This window comes from Asticcacaulis biprosthecium C19, from assembly GCF_000204015.1.
Lineage (GTDB): Bacteria > Pseudomonadota > Alphaproteobacteria > Caulobacterales > Caulobacteraceae > Asticcacaulis > Asticcacaulis biprosthecius.
Map to the genome: position 1 here is coordinate 405,290 of NZ_GL883079.1, position 21,160 is coordinate 426,449.

19 protein-coding genes are annotated in these 21,160 nt (G+C 60.3%); 17 read left to right on the forward strand and 2 right to left on the reverse strand.

Annotated elements, in window-relative coordinates; genetic code table 11:
- The first annotated feature begins 97 nt into the window (after nucleotides 1-97).
- The 3 genes from proS to ABI_RS17095 are packed head-to-tail and all read left to right on the forward strand — an operon-like array spanning nucleotide 98 to nucleotide 3,442.
- A complete protein-coding gene (gene proS, locus ABI_RS17085; RefSeq protein ID WP_006274300.1) occupies nucleotides 98-1,429 on the forward strand; it encodes a proline--tRNA ligase in 1,332 nt (443 codons plus the stop codon).
- Nucleotides 1,426-2,709 carry a lipoprotein-releasing ABC transporter permease subunit gene (locus ABI_RS17090; protein WP_006274301.1) on the forward strand — a complete coding sequence of 428 codons (1,284 nt, stop codon included), beginning with the start codon at nucleotides 1,426-1,428 and terminating at the stop codon, nucleotides 2,707-2,709. Before proS ends, ABI_RS17090 begins: the two co-directional genes overlap by 4 nt.
- Nucleotides 2,702-3,442 carry an ABC transporter ATP-binding protein gene (locus ABI_RS17095; RefSeq protein ID WP_006274302.1) on the forward strand — a complete coding sequence of 247 codons (741 nt, stop codon included), beginning with the start codon at nucleotides 2,702-2,704 and terminating at the stop codon, nucleotides 3,440-3,442. The genes ABI_RS17090 and ABI_RS17095 overlap by 8 nt, the downstream gene beginning before the upstream one ends.
- A 92-nt stretch (nucleotides 3,443-3,534) precedes the next feature.
- On the opposite strand, the gene ABI_RS17100 is transcribed toward ABI_RS17095, so the two are convergent.
- Together ABI_RS17100 and ABI_RS17105 are read right to left on the reverse strand one after the other, a co-directional pair.
- Nucleotides 3,535-3,957, reverse strand: a complete 423-nt coding sequence (locus tag ABI_RS17100) for a type II toxin-antitoxin system VapC family toxin (protein WP_006274303.1) — start codon at nucleotides 3,955-3,957, stop codon at nucleotides 3,535-3,537.
- Nucleotides 3,954-4,208 carry a FitA-like ribbon-helix-helix domain-containing protein gene (locus ABI_RS17105; RefSeq protein WP_006274304.1) on the reverse strand — a complete coding sequence of 85 codons (255 nt, stop codon included), beginning with the start codon at nucleotides 4,206-4,208 and terminating at the stop codon, nucleotides 3,954-3,956. The genes ABI_RS17100 and ABI_RS17105 overlap by 4 nt, the downstream gene beginning before the upstream one ends.
- A 406-nt stretch (nucleotides 4,209-4,614) precedes the next feature.
- On the opposite strand from ABI_RS17105, the gene dnaE reads away from it, so the two are divergent.
- From dnaE to lpxA, 14 genes are all read left to right on the forward strand, one after another.
- On the forward strand, nucleotides 4,615-8,037 hold the full coding sequence (gene dnaE, locus ABI_RS17110; protein ID WP_040309555.1) for a DNA polymerase III subunit alpha: 3,423 nt from the start codon (nucleotides 4,615-4,617) through the stop codon (nucleotides 8,035-8,037).
- 188 nt (nucleotides 8,038-8,225) lie between these two features.
- Nucleotides 8,226-9,026 (forward strand): 30S ribosomal protein S2, encoded by an 801-nt coding sequence (gene rpsB, locus ABI_RS17115; protein WP_006274306.1) that lies wholly within the window; start codon nucleotides 8,226-8,228, stop codon nucleotides 9,024-9,026.
- A gap of 145 nt (nucleotides 9,027-9,171) precedes the next feature.
- The gene (gene tsf / locus ABI_RS17120; protein ID WP_006274307.1) at nucleotides 9,172-10,077 is read left to right on the forward strand and encodes a translation elongation factor Ts; all 906 of its coding nucleotides are present in this window, start codon (nucleotides 9,172-9,174) and stop codon (nucleotides 10,075-10,077) included.
- A 142-nt stretch (nucleotides 10,078-10,219) separates the two neighbouring features.
- Nucleotides 10,220-10,945 carry a UMP kinase gene (gene pyrH / locus ABI_RS17125; protein WP_006274308.1) on the forward strand — a complete coding sequence of 242 codons (726 nt, stop codon included), beginning with the start codon at nucleotides 10,220-10,222 and terminating at the stop codon, nucleotides 10,943-10,945.
- A 14-nt stretch (nucleotides 10,946-10,959) separates the two neighbouring features.
- On the forward strand, nucleotides 10,960-11,517 hold the full coding sequence (gene frr / locus ABI_RS17130; RefSeq protein ID WP_006274309.1) for a ribosome recycling factor: 558 nt from the start codon (nucleotides 10,960-10,962) through the stop codon (nucleotides 11,515-11,517).
- A gap of 56 nt (nucleotides 11,518-11,573) precedes the next feature.
- A complete protein-coding gene (gene uppS, locus ABI_RS17135) occupies nucleotides 11,574-12,335 on the forward strand; it encodes a polyprenyl diphosphate synthase (RefSeq protein WP_006274310.1) in 762 nt (253 codons plus the stop codon).
- Nucleotides 12,336-12,357: 22 nt separating this feature from the next.
- The gene (locus ABI_RS17140; RefSeq protein WP_006274311.1) at nucleotides 12,358-13,167 is read left to right on the forward strand and encodes a phosphatidate cytidylyltransferase; all 810 of its coding nucleotides are present in this window, start codon (nucleotides 12,358-12,360) and stop codon (nucleotides 13,165-13,167) included.
- Nucleotides 13,167-14,369 carry a 1-deoxy-D-xylulose-5-phosphate reductoisomerase gene (dxr, locus tag ABI_RS17145; protein WP_006274312.1) on the forward strand — a complete coding sequence of 401 codons (1,203 nt, stop codon included), beginning with the start codon at nucleotides 13,167-13,169 and terminating at the stop codon, nucleotides 14,367-14,369. The genes ABI_RS17140 and dxr overlap by 1 nt, the downstream gene beginning before the upstream one ends.
- A 27-nt stretch (nucleotides 14,370-14,396) precedes the next feature.
- On the forward strand, nucleotides 14,397-15,599 hold the full coding sequence (locus ABI_RS17150; protein ID WP_006274313.1) for a M50 family metallopeptidase: 1,203 nt from the start codon (nucleotides 14,397-14,399) through the stop codon (nucleotides 15,597-15,599).
- Nucleotides 15,600-15,661: 62 nt separating this feature from the next.
- Nucleotides 15,662-18,037, forward strand: a complete 2,376-nt coding sequence (bamA, locus tag ABI_RS17155; protein WP_006274314.1) for an outer membrane protein assembly factor BamA — start codon at nucleotides 15,662-15,664, stop codon at nucleotides 18,035-18,037.
- Nucleotides 18,038-18,053: 16 nt separating this feature from the next.
- Nucleotides 18,054-18,746 (forward strand): OmpH/Skp family outer membrane protein, encoded by a 693-nt coding sequence (locus ABI_RS17160; RefSeq protein ID WP_006274315.1) that lies wholly within the window; start codon nucleotides 18,054-18,056, stop codon nucleotides 18,744-18,746.
- A gap of 16 nt (nucleotides 18,747-18,762) precedes the next feature.
- Entirely contained in the window at nucleotides 18,763-19,827 is a 1,065-nt protein-coding gene (gene lpxD, locus ABI_RS17165) for a UDP-3-O-(3-hydroxymyristoyl)glucosamine N-acyltransferase (RefSeq protein WP_006274316.1), read from the forward strand.
- Entirely contained in the window at nucleotides 19,824-20,342 is a 519-nt protein-coding gene (fabZ, locus tag ABI_RS17170) for a 3-hydroxyacyl-ACP dehydratase FabZ (protein ID WP_245531381.1), read from the forward strand. The genes lpxD and fabZ overlap by 4 nt, the downstream gene beginning before the upstream one ends.
- A complete protein-coding gene (gene lpxA / locus ABI_RS17175) occupies nucleotides 20,339-21,130 on the forward strand; it encodes an acyl-ACP--UDP-N-acetylglucosamine O-acyltransferase (RefSeq protein ID WP_040309556.1) in 792 nt (263 codons plus the stop codon). Before fabZ ends, lpxA begins: the two co-directional genes overlap by 4 nt.
- Nucleotides 21,131-21,160: the final 30 nt, after the last annotated feature.

Below are 21,160 nucleotides of genomic sequence, written 5' to 3' on the forward strand. Positions count from 1 at the left end.
TTCTCTTAACAGCGTCGACTAACGATATCAGTCATTGTCAAACGCGGCCGCTATAACTAGGTTGCGGCCACTTTCATAACATACGGATTCCCTGCCCATGCGCCTGTCGCGCTTCTTCCTGCCGCTCCTGAAGGAAAACCCCGCCGAGGCCCAGATCGTCTCGCACCGCCTGATGCTGCGCACCGGCATGATCCGCCAGCAGGCGGCCGGCATCTACGCCTGGCTGCCGCTGGGCCTGAAAGTCCTGCGCAAGGTCGAACGCATCGTTGAGGAAGAAATGGCCCGCGCCGGCTCGATCCAGCTCCTGATGCCGACCCTGCAACTGGCCGACCTGTGGCGTGAATCCGGCCGATACGAGGACTACGGCCAGGAGATGCTGCGCATCAAGGACCGCCACGACCGCGACCTGCTGTACGGACCCACGGCCGAGGAAGCCGTCACCGAAGTCTTCCGCGCCAGCGTCAAGTCGTACAAGGACCTGCCGCTGAACCTGTATCAGATCTCGTGGAAGTTCCGCGACGAACAGCGCCCGCGCTTCGGCGTCATGCGCGGCCGCGAATTCCTGATGAAGGACGCCTACTCCTTCGACGTCGATGAAGCCTCGGCCCGCAAGGCCTACAACCGGATGTTCATCGCCTATCTCAACACCTTCTCACGCATGGGCCTGAAGGCTGTGCCGATGCGCGCCGACACCGGCCCGATCGGCGGCGACCTCAGCCACGAATTCATCATCCTGGCCGATACCGGCGAAAGCGCCGTCTTCTGCCATAAGGACCTTGTCGATATGCCGGCGCCGGGGCATGACGTCGACTGGAACGACCTGCAGGGCCTAGTCGACCAGCGCACGGCGCTGTACGCCGCGACCGAGGAAATGCACGACGAAGCCGCCTTCGGTGAAGTCCCGGAAGACAAGAAGCTTTCGGCGCGCGGCATCGAGGTCGGCCACATCTTCTATTTCGGCGAAAAATATTCCAAGCCGATGAAGGCCACCGTCAACGGTCCCGACGGCGAAGTCACTGTCCATATGGGCTCCTACGGCGTCGGCGTGTCGCGCCTGCTGGGCGCTATCATCGAAGCTTCGCACGACGAAGCCGGCATCATCTGGCCGGAGAGCGTCGCGCCGTTCGACGTTGCCGTGATCAACCTGCGTCCGGGCGACGAAGCCTGCGACGCCGCCTGCGAAAAAGCCTATGCCGCCCTGACGGCCGCTGGCCGCGATGTGCTGTATAACGACACCGACGAACGACCCGGTGCCAAGTTCGCCTCCATGGACCTTATCGGTATCCCGTGGCAGTTGATCATCGGCCCCAAGGGACTGGCCGAAGGCAAGGTCGAGCTTAAGCAACGCGCCACCGGCGAACGCCAGACGGCGCTGTTCGACGACGTCCTCAACCAACTCATCACGGGTCCAAAGAAGATTGACGCATGAATCTGCTGTCGCTGTTCCGCTTTCGGGCGTGGGAATTCGACCTGTCGTTGAAGTACCTGCGCACCAAGCGCAAGGACGGCGGCATTGCTGTCATCGCCATCATCTCCTTTGTCGGCATCATGCTGGCGGTGACAGCGCTTATCAGCGTGCTGTCCATCATGAACGGCTTTCGCGAAGAACTGATGAGCCGGGTCCTGGCCTTCGGCGGCCATGGCTATGTCTATGGCCGGACCATCGACGATTTTGCTCACCGTGACGACATGGTCGCACGGCTGAAGGCCGCCCCTGGTGTGACCAGCGTGACGCCCTTTATCGACTCGCCGGGCCTGATTCAGGCCGGCAACGGACGCACCGGCGGCGGCATTATGCGCGGCGTGGTACCTGAAGACCTGAAAAACACCCCAATCATCGCGGGCACCATCGCCAAGGGCGGATCCATGGATCAGTTCGGCGTCGGTGACTATGGCGGTGATGTTGTACTCATCGGCGACGGCCTGGCCCGGACGGTCAATGTCATCCCCGGCGACGAAATCACCCTGATCTCGCCGGGACGCTCGACATCCTTCGGTTCGACGCCGTTGCGCAAGACCTACATTGTCGGTGGGCTGTTCCATAGCGGCGTCAGCCAGATTGACCAGTCCTTCGTCTATATGCCGATTCAGCAGGCCCAGTTGTTCTTCGATCGCGAGGACGAATGGGATGCGCTCGAAATCAAGGTCGAAAAGCCGTACGAAGTCCAGAAATACCGCGACGCCATCGTCAAGGCGGTGGGCGAGGGAGGATTGTTCGAGGACTGGACGATCCAGAATGCGGCAACGTGGAGCGCGTTGAAGATCGAACGCGCCGCCATGCGGTTCATCCTCTTCTTTATCGTCATCATCGCCACCATGAACATCATTTCCGGTGTGGTCATGCTGGTGAAGAACAAGGCGCGTGATGTCGCCATCCTGCGCACCATGGGGGCAGGGCGAGCGTCCATAACCCGAGTCTTCTTCCTAACAGGTGTGATGATCGGCGGAGCCGGCACGGCGATGGGCCTGGTGTTGGGCGTGCTGTTCTGTACCTTCATTCGGCAAATTCAGATGGCCATAGAGTTCATTTTCAAGGTCAGGGTCTTCGATTCCAACGTCTACTACCTCGACTTTGTGCCGGCCAAGATGGAGCTATCGGAAGTGCTTTTCGTGGCCGTGGCCTCGCTGCTGGCTTCCTGTCTGTCGACCCTGTTCCCGGCGCTGTGGGCGTCCAAACTCGAACCGGTGGAGGCCCTGCGCTATGAGTAAGCCTGTTCTCAGCCTAAAGGGGCTGCACCGCGAATACGATGTAGGCGACGGTCGCAAGCTGACTGTGCTCAAGGGCGTCGACCTGGCCGTCATGCCGGGGGAACTGGTCGGCCTCATCGGTCCCTCCGGCTCTGGGAAATCGTCGCTGTTGCACGCCGTTGGCCTGCTCGAAGCCATTGCCGAGGAGCCGAAGAAGGGCAGGAGGGCAACCAGCCAGGCCGTGGTGGACGAACTTCTAATCGATGGCGGCGACTTCGCCAAAGCCAATGACGCAGCGCGCACCCAGGCGCGCCTGCACAAGATCGGGTTTGTCTATCAGTTCCACCATCTGCTGCCGGAATACACCGCCCTCGGCAATGTCGCCCTGCCGCAGCGGCTTATTGGCCGTCCGCAGAAAGACGCGGATGCCCGCGCGACGGAATTGCTGACGGCGCTTGGCCTTGCTGAGCGTCTGGAGCACCTGCCGGCACAATTGTCGGGCGGAGAGCAGCAGCGCGTCGCTGTGGCGCGCGCCCTGGCCAATCGTCCTTGCCTGCTTCTGGCGGATGAGCCGACGGGCAATCTCGACCCGGCGACGTCGCAGCAGGTGTTCGAAGCCTTGAAGGCGATCATCAAGGCGCAAGGGGTTGGGGCCTTGATTGCGACGCATAACTTGCAACTCGCAACTCATATGGACCGCGTTGTCCGCCTCGAAGACGGCAAGTTGGTCGAGATAAAGCCCGAGACGGCATAATCCTTGCGCGCACGTCGCGTGGTGGGCGGCGTCGGCGCATTCAGCCGCGGCGGCCTAGCCATTGATGGCCGCATGAGGTCAGTTGTGACAGGTTAACGGGGCACTTGCCACGGATCGATAAAACGCACACCCGCGGCTGCGAACGGCGAGGTATCGCGCGTGGCAACCATAAAGCCTTTGGATGCTGCGATCGCGGCGATGTAACCATCGGGTGTCGGCAAACCTCTTCCAGCAAGCCGAGCCCTTACGGCCAGGTCGGCGTATTGCCTCGCCGCTTCGGTATCGAAGGGAAGAACCCGGTCCAGGAACAAACCGAGCATGGCTTCCAACATGCCGGCAAGCTGAGCCTTCCGCTTACCGTCGGGCAAAGCCCCAATACCAAATAGCAACTCCGCGACCGTGACGCTGGACAGGTATATCGACTCGGCAGCCTGCTGATCGAGCCATCTATGTACCTGCGGATCCGGCGCTGACTTCATCAACTCGGAAACGACGTTGGTGTCGAGAATGATCACTCTAACCTCATCGGTTCCGCGGGATTGCCATCGCGGCGCTGCGCTATGGTGGCAACCTCGTCGTCCGTCAATCCGATACGGCGTGTGAGGTCATGAAGCGCTGTCCCAAGGCGCAGACGTTCCTGCGGGTGAGCCGCCGCTTCCAGAATGGCGCGAATTTCAGCTTCTGTACTGCGGCCATTGGTGGCTGCACGGATCTTCAGAGCCCGGTGGGTTTCGTCGGGAAGGTTGCGTATCGTTACGGCTGCCATGATATCAAGCCTTATGTTAGATAGCATTGATAGCATGTTTGACGCGGAAATCAATCGGACGGGTGGTTTGTCTCGACCGTGGAATATATAATCTTATCAACAATGTATATGGTTTGTTCCCGTTGTGAACAGATTCTTGTTGCGGTGAGAACAAATGGGGAATATAGAACAAATCGGGAATAACGTTGTCACAGGATGTGGACAAATGGTTGGCGCAGTTCATAACGTGTTGTCTTTCGCCGCAGTTGCGGGTTTTGTCGTTGTCATGTGTCATCTGATGTCGCTGGCCGCCTGAGTCGCTGCCAGCCGGCGAGCGCAATCCAAAAGTAGACGCCACCGCATGGGCGGGCCCGTTTTGGAATTGAATTGCGCGGTGACTGGTAAAGTCAGGTCAGGAGCGTGAACCGTGAGGGAAGATTTCATTCATTTGCGTGTGCGCTCGGCCTATTCGCTTCTCGAAGGGGCGATCAAGGCCTATGATATGGGCAAGCTGGCCCATAAAAATGGCATGCCGGCTGTGGCCATCACCGACCGCTGCAATCTTTATGGCGGCTTAGAGTTTTCTCAATCCTGCAAGGATTCCGGGGTTCAGCCCATTGTCGGCTGCGCTCTGCCGGTCAAGGGAATCGGCGGCACCCCGACGGAAAAGTGGGCGCGTATACCGACTTTCGTTGTGCTGTGCCAGAACGAGCAAGGTTGGCTCAACCTCACCAAATTGTCGTCCATCGCCTATGTCGATTCTGACAATATGGACGAACCGCACGTCACCTGGGATCAGGTGACGGCGCACAACGAAGGCCTGCTGTTGCTCTCGGGCAGCTATGACGGCCCGGTCGACGTTCTGTTTCGTCAGAACCGCCCGGACGAAGGCAAGGCCGCGTTGAAATCCATGCTCGATGTCTTCGGTGACCGCTTCTACATTGAATTGCAACGCCATGAGGGGCGCCCCAAGGGCAGCGCGACCGAAGCCGGCCTGGTCGAGTTTGCCTACCAGAACGATGTCCCGCTGGTCGCCACCAACGACGCCTATTTTGCCGGTGCCGACATGTATCGTGCCCACGAAGCCCTGCTGTGCATCTCCGACAGCACCTTTATGGGCATCGAAGACCGCCGTCGGGTTACGAAGGACCATTGGTTCAAGCCGGCCGCCGCCATGCGCGAACTGTTCGCCGATCTGACCGAAGCGTGTGACAACACCATCGAAATCGCCCGCCGCTGCGCTTTTTTGGTTAACAAACGCGACCCGATCCTGCCGCGCTTTGACACCGGCGCCGGCCGCAACGAAGACGAGGAATTGGCCTGGCAGGCCCGAGAAGGCCTGAAAATGCGCCTCAAGCAGGTCAAGCTGGCTTGTCCGGAAGAAGACTACTGGGCGCGCCTGGAACGCGAGATCGGTGTCATCCAGAAGATGGGTTTTCCGGGTTACTTCCTGATTGTTTCGGACTTCATCAAGTGGGGAAAGTCGCACGGCGTGCCGGTCGGACCGGGGCGGGGCTCCGGCGCTGGTTCGCTGGTTGCCTGGGCGCTGACGATCACCGACCTGGATCCCCTGCGCTTTGGCCTGCTGTTCGAACGCTTCCTCAATCCGGAGCGGGTGTCGATGCCCGACTTCGATATCGACTTCTGCCAGGAACGCCGGGAAGAAGTGATTTCCTACGTTCAGCACAAGTACGGGCGGGACCGGGTGGCCCAGATCATCACCTTCGGAACGCTCCAGGCCCGCGCCGTGCTCCGCGACGTCGGCCGGGTGATGCAACTGCCACTGGGCCAGGTCGACCGCCTGTGTAAAATGGTGCCGAACAATCCAGCCAACCCGACCACCCTGGCCCAGGCCATCGAAATTGAGCCCCGGCTGCGCGAAGCGCGCGACGACGATGAGCAGGTCAAAAACCTGCTCGATACGGCGCTGAAACTGGAAGGCCTGTACCGCAACGCCTCGACCCATGCTGCCGGCATCGTCATCGGCGACCGCCCGCTGACCGAACTGGTGCCGCTCTACCGCGATCCGCGTTCCGACATTCCGGCCACGCAGTTCAACATGAAGTGGGTCGAGAGCGCCGGCCTCGTCAAGTTCGACTTTCTGGGCCTGAAGACCCTGACCGTGCTGGACCGCGCTGAGCGCTATCTCAAGAAGCGCGGTGTCGACATCAACTTCTCGATCCTGCCCCTGGATGATACGGCAACCTACGAATTACTTGCATCGGGCCAGTCAATCGGCGTGTTCCAGCTGGAAAGCCAGGGCATGCGCGACACCTTGCGTAAGTTGCGCTGTTCGTCGCTGGAAGAAATCACCGCGTTGATCTCGCTCTATCGTCCAGGCCCGATCGACAATATCGACACCTATGTCGACCGCAAGTTCGGCCGGATGGAGATCGATATGCTCCATCCAAGCCTGGAACCGGTGCTGAAGGAGACCTACGGCGTCATTATCTATCAGGAACAGGTGATGCAGATCGCCCAGGTCCTGTCAGGTTACAGCCTCGGTGAAGCCGACCTGCTGCGCCGCGCCATGGGTAAAAAGAAGAAGGAAGAAATGGACCTGCAGAAGGTTCGTTTCATGACCGGCGCCAAGGAGAAGGGCGTTCCGGAAGCGCAGTCCGACTTCATCTTTGAACTGGTGAACAAGTTCGCCGGGTACGGTTTCAACAAGTCACACGCCGCCGCCTACGCCTTCATCTCGTATCAGACCGGTTACCTCAAGGCCAATCACCCGGTCGAGTTCTTCGCAGCGTCGTTCAGCCTCGATATTGCCAACACTGATAAGCTGGCCGTCTTTTACCAGGACGCCCGGCGGTTCGGTGTTCCGATCGTTCCACCCGACATTAACCGTTCCATGGCCGATTTCGACGTCGAGAACGGCGAACTGCTCTATGCTTTGGGCGCCATCCGCAATGTCGGTTTCGAAGCCATGCAGAGCGTCGTCCAGGCGCGCGAGGAAGGTGGTAAGTTTACCGATCTGTTCGACTTCCTGGAACGCATCGACCCCAAGGCAGTCAACCGGCGGGCCATCGAAAACCTGGCCAAGGCTGGTGCTTTCGACTCCATACATCCCAATCGCGCCCAGATCGTCGCGGCTGCCGACATGCTGATCGCCTATGCCCAAAGCGTGGCGGCGGAACGCGCCTCTTCCCAGGTCAGCCTGTTCGGTTCGACAGACGCGTCACGGCCGCGCCTGCCCAAGGTCGCCGCGTCGGCTGGGCCGGAGCGACTGGACGAGGAACTGGCGGCCATCGGCTTCTATCTGTCGGGCCACCCGCTGCAGGATATGCTGGATGTGTTCAAGCGCCGCAAGATCACCCTGTACGCCGAAGCCATGAGCCTGGCCCTGGAAGGTCATGACGCCTTCCGTATGGCCGGCATCGTTCGCCGGCGCCAGGAACGCGCCGCCGCTGGTTCGGGCGAAAAGTTCGCCTTTGTCACCCTGTCCGATCCCAGCGGCGAATACGAAGTCCTGTTCCCGCCGGAATCGCTGCGCCGTTGCCGCGATCAACTGGAGCCGGGTGCCTCGATCGTGCTCAAGGTCCGCGCCAAGGGCAAGGAGGGCGAGGTCCGCTTCTTCGGCGACGAGGCCGGCCCCATGGCGACCAGCATCAAGACCGATGACCTCGGTCTGAAACTACACGTGTCGGCTCAGGTGATCGACCTGGCCGTCCTGCGCGCCCAGTTGGAAGCCTCAAAGCTTCCCAATGGTGGCAAGATCAGTTTGCTGAGCGACCTGGCAGGGCAGGGGCAGATCGAGTTCGACCTGCCGCACCGCTACAGCCTGGACGCCCACATGCGCGGGCGCCTGAAAGCCATGCCCGGCGTTCTCTACTTTGAGGATGTCTAGTAACAGAAGCGCCTATTTTCTTCAGGCGGAGGCTTGATTTTTTCCGAATTTGTGAATAGGTGCACGCCATCTCACACGCAGACGCGCGCCATCTCCCTTTGGCGATTGCGTTCCGAGGCTTTCATCCGGCATGGGCTGGACGGGCTTTTCTGTCTGCGGAGGATTATCGGAAGAAGGATACTCTACCTATGGCTATGCCAGAAATCTCGATGCGCCTGCTGCTGGAAGCCGGCGCCCACTTCGGCCACCAGACCCACCGCTGGAACCCGAAGATGGAACGTTACCTGTTCGGCGCCCGCTCGAACATCCACATCATCGACCTGTCGCAAACCCTGCCGCTGTTCCATCAGGCCCTTCTGAAGGCGCGCGAAGTCGCCGCCGCCGGTGGCCGCGTCCTGTTCGTCGGCACCAAGCGCCAGGCGCAAGGCCCGGTTGCTGTCGCTGCCAAGCGTTCGGCGCAATATTATGTCAACCACCGCTGGCTGGGCGGCACGCTCACCAACTGGCGCACCATTTCGGGCTCGATCGCGCGCCTGCGTGAACTGGAAAACGTTCTGGACAGCAACCCGGCTGGCCGTTCCAAGAAGGAACTGCTGACCCTGACCCGCGAACGCGAAAAGCTGGAACTGTCGCTGGGCGGCATCAAGGACATGGGCGGTATCCCCGACCTGATGTTCGTGATCGATACCAACAAAGAATCTATCGCCATCCAGGAAGCCCGCAAGCTGAACATTCCGGTCATCGGCATCCTCGACTCCAACTCGGATCCGGACGGCATCACCTACCCGGTTCCGGGGAACGACGACGCTGCCCGTGCCCTGCAACTGTACTGCGACCTGATCGCCGACGCCGTTCTGGATGGCCTGGCGGCTGGCCAGGTGGCCTCGGGCGTTGACCTGGGCGCCGCAATTGCTCCGGTCGAGCCGGCTCTGGCTGCACCGGCCCCGGTTGCTGAAGAAACCCCGGCAGACACGTCGGCCGAGGCCTAAGGCTTCCCTTACAGGCGGCCGGCGGAAAATCGGCCGATCGTTTCCGCGGCAGCCTGAGATCGGACGATCTTGGGCTGTCGTTAAATCTACACCTGTCGCAGCTAAAGCAGCGGCGACTCACACTTACTGATTCTGGAGGATTTCCATGGCTGAGATCACTGCTGCCCTGGTAAAGGAACTGCGCGAAAAGTCCGGCGTGGGCATGATGGACTGCAAGAAGGCCCTGTCGGAGAACGACGGCGACATCGAAGCGTCCCTGGACTGGCTGCGCGCCAAGGGCCTGTCCAAGGCCGCCAAGAAGGCTGACCGCATTGCGGCTGAAGGCCTGGTCGTCATCGCCACCAGCGGCACGACCGCCGCAGCCGTCGAAGTCAACGCCGAAACCGACTTCGTTGCCCGTAACGATCTATTCCAGGCCCTGGCCCGCGCAGCAGGCCAGGCCGGCCTGTCGGCTAACTCGGCGGAAGAGGTTCACGCTTCGGTCGAAGACCAGATCACGCATCTGATCGCCACCATCGGTGAAAACATGATGGTCCGCCGCTTCGCCAAGCTGAGCGTGTCGCAGGGCGTTGTCGCTTCATACATCCACAACGCTGTCGCGCCGGACCTCGGCCGTATCGGCGTCCTCGTCGCCCTGGAATCGGCCGGCGATACCGCCGTGCTGAACGATATCGGCCGCAAGATCGCCATGCACGTTGCGGCTACTCAGCCGCAGTCGCTGAGCACGGACGACCTGGACCCGGCCGCCATCGAACGCGAAAAGGCGATCTTCACCGAGCAGGCCCTGGCGTCGGGCAAGCCGGCTCAGGTCGTCGAAAAGATGGTCGAGGGCCGTATCCGCAAGTTCTTCGAAGAAGTCGTGCTGACCAAGCAAGCCTTCGTTATGAACCCGGATCAGACCATCGAACAACTGGTCGCCGACACCGCGAAGCAACTCGGTACCCCTGTGACTCTGACGGCGTTCACCCGTCTGGCCCTGGGTGAAGGCGTCGAGAAGAAGCAGGACGACTTCGCCGCCGAAGTCGCCGCCATGACCGGTGGCGCGGCGTAATCGCCGATTGCCACGAAAATGAAGGGGCGCGGACGTTCGCAACGTTCGCGCCCTTTTCTTTGCAGACACAAAGCGCTAAACCCGGCACGGGGCGCGCCATCCAGGCCGATTCATTGGCCAACTTGATTCACCGGAGAGTATCATGACCGCGACGGCGGAGCTCAAATACAAACGCATCCTGCTCAAGATCTCCGGCGAAGTTCTGATGGGCGACCAGGGCTTCGGCATCGACATGAAGACCGTGCAGGCTGTGGCCGAGGAAGTCGCCGAGGTGGCGCGCCTGGGGGTCGAGCTTTGCCTCGTGATCGGCGGCGGCAACATCTTCCGCGGCCTGTCCAAGGCCGCCGTCGGCATGGAACGCTCCAGCGCTGACTATATGGGCATGCTGGCCACGGTGATGAACGCCCTGGCCATGCAGAACGCCCTTGAAAAGCAGGGCATCGACACCCGCGTCCAGTCGGCGATTCAGATGAACGCCGTGTGCGAACCCTTCGTGCGCCGCCGCGCCATCCGCCATCTTGAAAAAGGACGGGTGGTGATCTTCGCCGCCGGCACGGGCGCACCCTATTTCACCACCGACACAGCGGCCGCCCTGCGCGCCGCCGAAATGACCTGCGATGCGTTGTTCAAGGGGACCTCGGTCGACGGCGTCTATACCGCCGACCCCAAGAAGGATCCGTCGGCCGAACGCTACGAAAAGCTCAACTATCTCGAAGTCCTGTCGCGCGACCTGAAGGTGATGGACGCCTCCGCCGTGTCGCTGATGCGCGAGAACGCTATCCCCATCGTCGTCTTCTCCATCCGTACGCCGGGCGCCCTGAACGAGGTGATCCACGGCCGCGGCACCCATACCGTCATTACCAACTAAAGAAGGGATCCCTCATGGCAAAGCCCGATCTCAACCGCTACAAGGACCGCATGGACAAGGCGGTCGTGGCGCTGAAAGAAGACTATTCCGGTCTGCGCACCGGCCGCGCCTCGGCGTCGTTGCTGGATCAGGTGGTCGTCGATGCCTACGGCTCGACCATGCCGCTGAACGCCTGCGCCGCTGTCAGCGTCCCCGAAGCCCGCATGATCAGCGTCAGCGTCTGGGACCGCGGCCTGACCGTCTCGGTGGAAAAGGCCATCCGCAATGCCGGTCTGGGCCTGAACCCGATCACCGATGGTCAGACCCTGCGCATCCCGATCCCGCCCCTGACCGAGGAGCGGCGCAAGGAACTGGTCAAGATCGCCGGCAAATATGCCGAAACCCAGCGCGTCGCCGTGCGCAATGTCCGCCGCGAAGCGATGGACGACCTGAAGAAGGCCGAGAAGGCCTCCGATATCAGCGAAGATGAAGAAAAGAAGGGCGGCACCGAGATCCAGGGCTTCACCGACTCCGCCATCAAGCGTATCGATGAGGTTCTGAAGGCCAAGGAAGCCGAGATCATGCAGGTTTAGGGATTCCTGAACCCTTGAGATGTAGAATCGACAGTAAGATGATGCCGTTAGGCCCGATGGATGCGCGTGAACCGACCCGCCCGGATGATCTCCCGGCGACGCCGTTTCACGTTGCCATCATCATGGACGGCAACGGCCGCTGGGCGAAGGAACGCGGCCAGATCCGCACCATAGGCCATAAGGCGGGTGTCGATGCGCTGAAACGGACCATCACTGCGGCCGTCGACCTGGGCGTCACGCATATGACGGTCTTCGCCTTTTCGACCGAGAACTGGCGTCGGCCCGAGGCCGAGGTCAGCGACCTGATGGGCCTTCTGCGGGCCTTTATAAAAGCCGATCTCGCCCGCCTGCGCCGCGAAGGTGTCTGCGTCCGCATCATCGGCCAGGAGGACGGTTTGCCCAGGGATATCGTCGGTATGGTCGCCGACGCCCACGAGCAAACCAAGCACAATTCCCGCTTTTTCCTGCAGGTCGCGCTGAACTACGGCGCCCAGGCCGACATTGTCGAAGCGGCGCGACGTTTGGCCCAAAGCGCAAGGGATGGGGCGATTACCCCCGAATCCATTACCGCGGACATCTTCGCCAACAGCTTGTCGACCCACGGTTTGCCGCCGCTGGATCTGCTGATCCGGACATCGGGCGAGCACCGTCTTTCGAACTTCCTGCTGTGGGAAGCCGCCTATGCCGAGTTCGTTTTTCAGGACATTCTCTGGCCGGATTATGGGCACGACGCGCTGAAACAGGCGCTGGACATCTTTGCCCGGCGTAACCGCCGCTTTGGCGCCGTGGATCCGGGACATGCCGCCCAGCCCGCCTGAAACCCCCGCCAAAAAACCGTTTATGGGTAAGCGCGGCCGCGAACTGCTGGTGCGTGTGGCCTCGGCTTTTGTCCTGATCCCGCTGGTCTTGGGCATTTTGTGGTTGGGCGGGGCATGGTTTCTGACCCTGATCAGTGTCGGTGTCGCCTTGTTGTGCATCGAATGGGGCCTGATGGCCTCGCCCAATGCCGGCGCCCGCCTGGCAGCGGCCCTGACCATCTCCGCCCTTGCCGCCGTCTTTACCGGTTATCTCGGCCATCCCGTCCTGTCGTTCCTGATCTTGCTGTTTGGCGCCCTGTGCACCGGCCTTTATGGCTATCGCCTGGGCGCCGGCTGGATGGATGCGGCCTATGGTGTCCTCTATGTCGGTTTTCCCGCCATCATTATCATGTGGCTGCGCGAGGATGCCAATAATGGCCTGGCCTGGGTGATGTTCGCCTTCCTCATCGCCTGGGCTTCGGACAGCGCTGCCTATGTCACGGGGAAGCTGGTCGGCGGTCCCAAGCTGTGGCGGCGTTACAGTCCCAACAAGACCTGGTCGGGCTTTGCCGGCGGGATGATTGCCGGTATGCTCACCGCCGCGGCCTTGAACGACCTGACCCACCTGTTCAAGCACAACATCTCGCCGATTGTCGTCGGTGTCGTGGTTTCCCTGGCAACGATGGCCGGCGATCTGTGGGAATCGGCCTTGAAGCGCCGTTTCGGAGTCAAGGATGCCGGCAGCCTTATCCCTGGGCATGGCGGCCTGATGGACCGGGTCGACGGCCTGATGTTTGCCATTGTGGCCCTGGGCGGTATAAGACTGCTTGTTCTTCTAGGTACCGAAATCTGATGACACGGCGTATTTCCATTCTGGGTTCGACCGGGTCCATCGGGGTTTCGACCTTGCGCCTGCTCGACGAAGCCGGTGGCGACTTCGCCATCGAAGCCCTGATCGGCGGCCGTAACGTCGACCTTCTGGCTGAACAGGCGCTGAAATACCGGCCCGCCGTCACCGTCCTGGCCGATCCGTCGCAATGGCCGGCCTTCCGCGACCGCCTGGCCGGCAGCGGACTGGACATTGCCTGCGGGGAGGACGCCGTTTGTGCCGCAGCCGGTCGCAAGACCGATCTGGTGATGGCGGCTATTGTCGGCATCGCCGGGCTGAAGCCGACCTGGGCCGCGGCTGCCACCGGTGCAACACTCGCGCTGGCCAACAAGGAAAGTCTGGTCTGCTGCGGCCGCGCCCTGATCGACCGGGTCGAGGCTCATGGCGGCCGGGTTCTGCCGGTTGATTCCGAGCACAATGCCATCTTTCAGGTCCTGGATGCCACGCAGAAGGACAAGATCTCCCGGCTGATCCTGACCGCTTCGGGCGGGCCATTTTTTGGCCGCACACGCGCCGAACTCGCTCAGGTGACGGTCGAGCAGGCGCTGAAACATCCCAACTGGTCGATGGGCGCGAAGATTACCATCGATTCGGCGACCTTGGCGAACAAGGGCCTGGAGCTGATCGAAGCGGCCTATCTTTTCGATATGCCGGGCGACAAGATCGATGTCGTCATCCATCCGCAGTCCGTGGTCCACAGCCTGGTCGAATACCGCGACGGCTCCAGTCTGGCGCAACTGGGCCCGCCGGACATGCGCGTTCCGATCAGCTACTGCTTAGGCTGGCCTGACCGCGTCGTGTGGCAGGCACCGCGCCTGGACCTGGTCAAGCTGGCCAATCTCAGCTTTTCGGCACCCGACGAAAACGCTTTCCCGATGTTGCGCCTGGCGCGCCAGGCGCTGGAGGCCGGGGAGGGGATGACGACGGTTTTCAACGCCGCCAACGAGATTTGCGTCCAGGCCTTTCTGGACCGCCGCATCGGATTTTTACAAATCGCCGATTATGTCGAAACTGCCATGATGCGGGCTCAATTGCCCACTATCTCTTCCAAGGATCACATAAGTCGTGATATGTCCGGTGACAGAATGACTCTGGTCCTGGAAATTGACGTCCAGGTGCGCAGTCTGGTGCAGGATCTGTTCGTTTCCGCCCGCCAGCACGTGTAAGGGAGCGGTAAGTTTGGAGGACGGTGCTTGTTAAATTTCATCATCGGCATTGTCCCGTTCCTGATCATCATTTCGCTGATCGTGACCTTCCACGAATTTGGCCATTACTCGGTCGCACGCCTGTTCGGTACGCGCATCGAACGCTTCTCGGTAGGTTTCGGTAAAATCCTCCTCCGTCGCAAGGACAAGCGCGGCACCGAATGGTGCATTAGCGCACTGCCGCTGGGTGGCTATGTCAAGTTTGCCGGTGATGAGAACGTCACCTCGATGATGCCCTCGGCCGAGGAACTGGAAGCGTCGCGCGAAGCCATCACCCAGCGAGAAGGCACCGCGGCCGTTAGCGAGTATTTCCATTTCAAACCGCTGTGGCAGCGGTTTCTGGTCGTTCTGGCCGGGCCGGTGGCGAACTTCATCCTGGCCATAGCCATCTTCACCTTTATCTTTGCGACCGGGGGCGAGCGCGTTATCCCGTCCAAGGTCAGCCAGGTTGAAGCTGGCAGTCCGGCGGCCGTCGCCGGCTTCCAGGCCGGAGATATCATTCGTTTTATCGACGGCAAGTCTGTGAACAGCGAGACCGAAGCCCGCATGCTGATCATGCTGCGCGGCGCCACGGCAACGCGGTTTGTCGTGGAACGCGCCGGGGCGAACGTCGAGCTGACCGCAACGCCGCGTCGGGTCTCGGTCGACCCCAAGGGGCCCAATCCCGAACTGAAGGTCGGGCAATTGGGTATCATCATGGGAGAGCCGGCGGTTCGGGTGCGCTACAATCCGATCGAAGCTCTGGTCAGAGGTAATAACGAAACCTGGCGCGCGCTCGACACCAACCTGACCTATATCGCGCGCATTTTCACCGGTAAGGAAAACGGAAATCAGATCGGCGGTATCGTCGGCATGACCAAGACGACAGGTGATGTGACGGTTGCCCTGACGCAGTACGAGGCGCCTGTGCATATCAAGGTGCTCAATCTGCTTTACACCTACCTACAGTACATGGCTTATATCTCGATCGCGGTGGGATTCCTGAACCTGCTGCCGATTCCCGCGCTAGATGGCGGTCACCTGGCCTTTTTCCTGTGGCAAGGTGTGACCAGAAAACCTATTTCGCCGGAAATCCAGAGCGCGGCCTTCCGAATTGCCGTAGTACTGGTATTAGGCTTAATGACGTTCGCGTTCTGGAACGATATCAATAATCACGGACTGACAAAGTTCATTGGGGGGTTGTTTTCATGATGTGGTTGCCACGTCGCGCTGCTACCGTAACCCCGGTTAGGTCCATGCATAAAAGAGGCACTATGACCCTGTCCCGCTCCCTTACCCTTGGCGTCAGCTTACTGGCATTGGCCGGTCTGACCGTCGCCGCTACCGGGGTCGAAGCGCGCACCTACATGCAGGACGAGCCCGCCGGCGCGCAGCAGCGGGCGGCGACCGCTTATGTCAGCGCTATTCGGGTCGAAGGCAACGAACGTATCGACAATCAGACCATCGTTTCGTACCTGCCTTTCCAGGCTGGCGCGACGGTCGATGCCGAAATGATCGACCTGGCCGTCAAGACGCTTTACCGCACAGACCTGTTCTCGGACGTTCAGATCCAGATGCAGGGTAGTGAGATGGTGGTGACCGTGGTCGAAAGCCCGATCATCAACCAGGTGGTCTTCGAAGGCAACAAGGCGATGACCAAGGACAAGCTGCGCGAGGAAGTGCAGATTCGTCCGCGCGGCGTCTTCACCAAGGCCAAGGTTCAGGAAGACGTTCAGCGTATCGTCGAACTGTACCGCAAGGGTGGTCGTATCGCTGCCACCGTGACGCCCAAGATCGTCGAACTGCCGCAAAAGCGGGTCGACCTGATTTTCGAAATCGATGAAGGTCCCAAGACGGGCGTATCGCAGGTCAATTTCGTCGGCAACAAGGCCTTTTCCGACAATGACTTGAAGGGCGTGGTCGTCACCCAGAAGTCGCTGTGGTGGAAATTCTTCTCGTCGAACGACAACTACGACCCGGACCGTATGGATTATGACCGGGAGCAGCTGCGCAAGTTCTATACCAACCGTGGCTACTACGACTTCCGTATCATTTCGGCCGTGGCGGAACTGACGCCGGACCGCAAAGACTTCGTCATCTCCTACACCCTGGACGAAGGCGAAAAGTACAATTTTGGCCGCATCACCATCAAGACCGACAACGACAAGTTGAAGGCGGAAAATCTTCAGCGTTCTGTCGCTATCCGTCCCGGTCAGCTGTATGAAAGCGACCGCGTCGAAAAGGCGGTCGACGACCTGACCTTTGCCGCCGGTTCGTCGGGCTTTGCCTTTGTCGACATCCGTCCGCAGGAAGAAGCCGACCCCAATACCAAGAAAGTCGATTTGGTCTTCAACGTTCACGAAGGTGCGCGCGTCTATATCGACAAGGTCAATATCGTCGGCAATACCCAAACGCTTGACCGTGTTATCCGCCGCCAGATGCTGGTTTCGGAAGGCGATGCCTACAACAAGGCGTTGCTGGAGCGGTCGCGCATCTATATTGCTGGCCTTGGCTTCTTCAAGGAAGGCGAAGAGGGCGTTAAGATCAGTGAAAAGCCTTCGCCGGCTGCCGGCAAGACCAATATCGAAGTCGCTGTGGTCGAACAGCCAACCGGCGAACTGTCGTTTGGCGCCGGTTTCTCGTCGATCCAGAAGTTCATCCTCGATATCGGCATCTCGCAACGCAACTTCCGTGGTACGGGCCAGGACGTGCGCGCCCGTATCCAGACCGGCTCGATCCAGAAGGACATCGACTTCTCCTTCACCGAGCCGCGCTTCATGGGCCGCAACGTGTCGGCCGGTTTTGACATCTTCTCCAGTTCCTACCGCTATCGCGGCGTCGACTTCCGCACGGAATCGAGCGGCGCCGGTCTTCGCCTGGGCTATAACCTGAATGGCTATTCAGTCCTGCGTCTGCGATACAACATCCGCAAGGACTATATCTCGACGACGGCCAACAACTGCGACAGCTTGCTTTACAGCTGCGGTAACGGCTTGACCTCTTCGGTTGGTTACTCTCTGTCGTATGATCGTCGTAACGACTTCATCCAACCGACCCGTGGCTGGAATGCTGTCCTGCGGCAGGATATCGCCGGCCTGGGTGGTGACGTGAAGTATGTCGCGACCGAAGGTGAAGCGCACTGGTACCATGGCTTCCGCAAGGACATGATTCTGCACGTGTCCGGCTCGGCGGGTACCAAGGTGCCATGGGGCGGTGACTCGGTGCGCATTAACGACCGCTTCTTCAAGGGCGGCGACACGATGCGCGGCTTCGAATACGCCGGTATCGGTCCGCGGGACATCAGTTCGACCTATGCCCTGGGCGGCCAGACCTATGCCATCGGTTCCGCGGAACTGGGTGTTCCCAACGGGCTGCCGGATCAGTACGGCCTTAAAACGGCTTTATTTCTCGATATAGGTACGCTCGGAGGTATCGATAAGTCGCTTAAGGTCTACGGACCTGGCACGACGACGCCAGGGCAGACCAATCCGGGCATCCGGGACGATTTCACGGCTCGTATTTCCGCGGGTCTCACCATCCGGTGGAAGTCGCCAATGGGTCCGATCCAGTTCGATCTCAGTCAGGTCCTGTCCAAGGCTGACTACGACAAGGTCGAAACCTTCCGCTTCTCGCAATCCACTCAATTCTAAAAAAAGCATCCTCACCATGACAAAGACATCGCTCGTTGCTCTCGCCGGCGTTTTGGCTCTGACCGCCGCGGGCCAGGCCTTCGCTCAGACATCGCCGACTCCGCCGACCTTTGGCGCCGCCATTCCGGGACAATGCGTTCTCGATACCGGTAAGGCCCTGGCTGACTCCAAGCTGGGTCAGCAAGCCAATGCGCGCCTGGCGCAATTGCAGGCTCAGGTCAAGGCCGAGCTGACCGGTGAAAGCGAAGCGCTCCAGGCCGAGGAGAAGCAGCTTCAGGATACCCAAAAGACGGCCACGGCAACCGAAGCCGGAAAGAAGCAGTGGGAAGGCAAGGTTCAGGCCTGGGCGCAGAAGGGTGAAATCTGGCAGCGTAAGGTGCAACTGCGTGAGGAAGAGATGCGTTATACGACGCAGATAGCGATCAACTCTGTCATGGAAAAAATGATCCCGCAGATCAACACGGTTGTGACGCAAAAGCAGTGCTCGATGGTGGTTCGTGCCGATGGCCTGTTGCAATACCAGGTCGGCGGGCCTAACAATCAAAGTCAAGAAGTCCTCTATGTGAATCCGGCCATGGACATTACGGCTTCGGTTGTGCAGAAGATGGATGCTTCGGGCGAGCAGTTGCCGCAAATCAATCGCGTCAACCTCGAACAACAAGCCGCGCAGGCCCAGGCTGCTCAAGGGGCTCCGGCGCAAAAGAAATAACGAGTCGAATTGCCTTATGCCTGATCTGCGCTTTTTTGATATCGGTTCAAAAATAGACCTCGATCAGGTGGCGGTGCTGACATCGACGCGCCTGGGGGTCCCGGGCCGGAAGGGGAGCGGGTTCGTAACGGCCTGCGCCCCTTTATCTTTGGGCGGTCCCGGTAAGGCGGCCTTTTTTTCGGACCGCCGCTACCTGACAAATCTCCACCGGACCGAGGCGGAATTCGTCTTCGTCCATTCGGACTATATCGAGCACGTTCCGGATAAGAGCGTGCCAATCATCAGTCCTGCGCCACAGGCCTCCTGGGCGCGTCTGGCGTCGCGGCTCTACCGGCCCCGTATGCATGAAGGCGCGTCGCCCGTCCACCCCAGTGTTAAGCGGGAAGACGGGGTTATGCTGGGCGTCGGAGTCGTTATCGGTCAGGATGTCGAAATCGGTGCCGGGACGCGCATCGAAGCCTATGCCGTGATTGGACCGGGGGTCCGTATCGGCCGTGACTGTCATATCGGCGCCCACAGCACCATTTATTGCGCCTTGCTGGGTGATCGCGTGCAGTTGTCGTCCGGGGTGCGAATCGGCGAAGCCGGCTTTGGTGTGTCGGGTGACGCGCGCGGCCTGGTCGACGTCCCCCAACTCGGCAGAGTGATCCTGCAGGACGATGTCAGCATTGGTGCCGGAACCTGTGTCGACAGGGGCGCTTTTGAAGATACGATCGTCGGTGAGGCGACCAAGATCGACAATATGGTCCAAATTGCCCACAATGTACGTATAGGGCGTAACTGCATCGTCGCGGCCCATTCGGGCTTGTCGGGCTCGGTGCGGATCGGTGACGGCGCTATGTTCGGTGGCCGGGCCGGAATTATAGATCATATTGAAATTGGGGCTGGCGCCAAGGTTGCCGCTGGGGCAATTGTGTTTAAGGACGTGGCGCCAGGCGCCATGGTGTCGGGCTTCCCGGCCAAGCCGTCGCGGCAGTTCTTGCGTGAAGTGGTGTGGCTGGAAAAGAACGCGGCGGTAAAGGAGTCGAGTAAGGACTCCTCAAAAGATCCTGGCAAGGATTCTGGCAAGGACAAAGGATGATGGATACGATGACGACAACTGAGCAGGATGTGCCGGGCGCTGACCTGGAGACGGTGGCTCCGGCAGCCGGCGTCGCCGTGGATTACGCCGAGATCCTGAAGCGCATCCCGCATCGTTATCCGTTTCTGCTGATTGATCGTGGTGAGAACTGGGTCAAGAACAAGTCGATGACCGGCATCAAGAACGTGACGTTTAACGAGCCGTTCTTTACCGGCCACTTCCCGGAAAACCCGGTCATGCCGGGCGTGCTGCTTATCGAAGCCATGGGCCAGACCGGGGCCGTGCTGATGTCGAAATCTTTGGACGTAGAAGTTGAAGGCAAGACCATCTTCTTTATGTCGGTGGATGGTGTACGGTTCCGTAGCCCGGTTCGGCCGGGCGACGTGGTGCGCATGCCTGTAGAGGTGGTGCGGCATCGCGGTGATGTCTTCAAGTTCCGCGGCGAGGCCTATGTCGGCGACAAGATCGTCTGCGAGGCGGAGTTTGCGGCGATGGTGGTTGAGAGTCCAAAATGACGGTTACAATTCACCCGACGGCGATCGTGCACGACGGGGCCATGCTGGGCGAGGGGGTTCATGTCGGGCCCTATTGCATTGTGGGTCCCCAGGTGACGTTGAAAGACCGGGTGAATTTGAAGTCTCACGTGGTGATTGACGGGATCACCGAGATTGGCTCCGAAACCGTTGTGCATCCCTTTGCGTGCCTGGGCGGTCCGCCGCAACATCTGGCGCACAAGGGCGAGCCGACTCGCTTGGTGGTCGGCGAACGCAACCTGGTCCGTGAGCATGTGATCATGCACACCGGCACGGAAAAGGGTGGCGGCGTCACCGAGGTCGGCAATGACTGCATGTTCATGTCGGGATCGGGCATCGCCCACGACTGCATCCTGGGCAACAACGTCATTCTGGCGAACCTCGCCAGTGTCGGCGGTCACGTAAAGATCGGCGATTTCGTGTTCCTGGGGGGATCGTGCGCGGTGCACCAGTTTGCACGGTTAGGTCGGTATTGTTTTATCGGCGGCGGAGCTGTGGTGACGAAGGACGTCATTCCGTATGGATCCGTGTGGGGCAATCATGCGCGTCTGGAGGGGTTGAACCTTGTCGGTTTGAAGCGCCGTGGCTTCTCACGTGAGCTTATCCTGGCGCTGCGGACGGCCTACCGGATGATGTTCGCCGAGGAAGGTACCTTCCAGGAACGGCTGGACGACGTGCTGGAGAATTTTTCGGACATCGACCAGGTGGTGGAGATCGTGCAGTTTATCCGTGAGGACTCGACGCGGCCGATTTGTTTGCCATCTGACTAGTTACGGGGTGTGGGGCCCGTGGCCCCACGT

What these genes read in the sequence shown, in the direction of transcription:
- fabZ (WP_245531381.1), top strand. Translation starts at nt 19,824, where the DNA reads ATGATGGATACGATGACGACAACTGAGCAGGATGTGCCGGGCGCTGAC.
- ABI_RS17095 (WP_006274302.1), top strand. Translation starts at nt 2,702, where the DNA reads ATGAGTAAGCCTGTTCTCAGCCTAAAGGGGCTGCACCGCGAATACGAT.
- ABI_RS17090 (WP_006274301.1), top strand. Translation starts at nt 1,426, where the DNA reads ATGAATCTGCTGTCGCTGTTCCGCTTTCGGGCGTGGGAATTCGACCTG.
- ABI_RS17140 (WP_006274311.1), top strand. Translation starts at nt 12,358, where the DNA reads ATGGGTAAGCGCGGCCGCGAACTGCTGGTGCGTGTGGCCTCGGCTTTT.
- rpsB (WP_006274306.1), top strand. Translation starts at nt 8,226, where the DNA reads ATGGCTATGCCAGAAATCTCGATGCGCCTGCTGCTGGAAGCCGGCGCC.
- frr (WP_006274309.1), top strand. Translation starts at nt 10,960, where the DNA reads ATGGCAAAGCCCGATCTCAACCGCTACAAGGACCGCATGGACAAGGCG.
- uppS (WP_006274310.1), top strand. Translation starts at nt 11,574, where the DNA reads ATGGATGCGCGTGAACCGACCCGCCCGGATGATCTCCCGGCGACGCCG.
- dxr (WP_006274312.1), top strand. Translation starts at nt 13,167, where the DNA reads ATGACACGGCGTATTTCCATTCTGGGTTCGACCGGGTCCATCGGGGTT.
- bamA (WP_006274314.1), top strand. Translation starts at nt 15,662, where the DNA reads ATGACCCTGTCCCGCTCCCTTACCCTTGGCGTCAGCTTACTGGCATTG.
- lpxA (WP_040309556.1), top strand. Translation starts at nt 20,339, where the DNA reads ATGACGGTTACAATTCACCCGACGGCGATCGTGCACGACGGGGCCATG.
- lpxD (WP_006274316.1), top strand. Translation starts at nt 18,763, where the DNA reads ATGCCTGATCTGCGCTTTTTTGATATCGGTTCAAAAATAGACCTCGAT.
- ABI_RS17160 (WP_006274315.1), top strand. Translation starts at nt 18,054, where the DNA reads ATGACAAAGACATCGCTCGTTGCTCTCGCCGGCGTTTTGGCTCTGACC.
- ABI_RS17105 (WP_006274304.1), bottom strand. Translation starts at nt 4,208, where the DNA reads ATGGCAGCCGTAACGATACGCAACCTTCCCGACGAAACCCACCGGGCT.
- pyrH (WP_006274308.1), top strand. Translation starts at nt 10,220, where the DNA reads ATGACCGCGACGGCGGAGCTCAAATACAAACGCATCCTGCTCAAGATC.
- tsf (WP_006274307.1), top strand. Translation starts at nt 9,172, where the DNA reads ATGGCTGAGATCACTGCTGCCCTGGTAAAGGAACTGCGCGAAAAGTCC.
- proS (WP_006274300.1), top strand. Translation starts at nt 98, where the DNA reads ATGCGCCTGTCGCGCTTCTTCCTGCCGCTCCTGAAGGAAAACCCCGCC.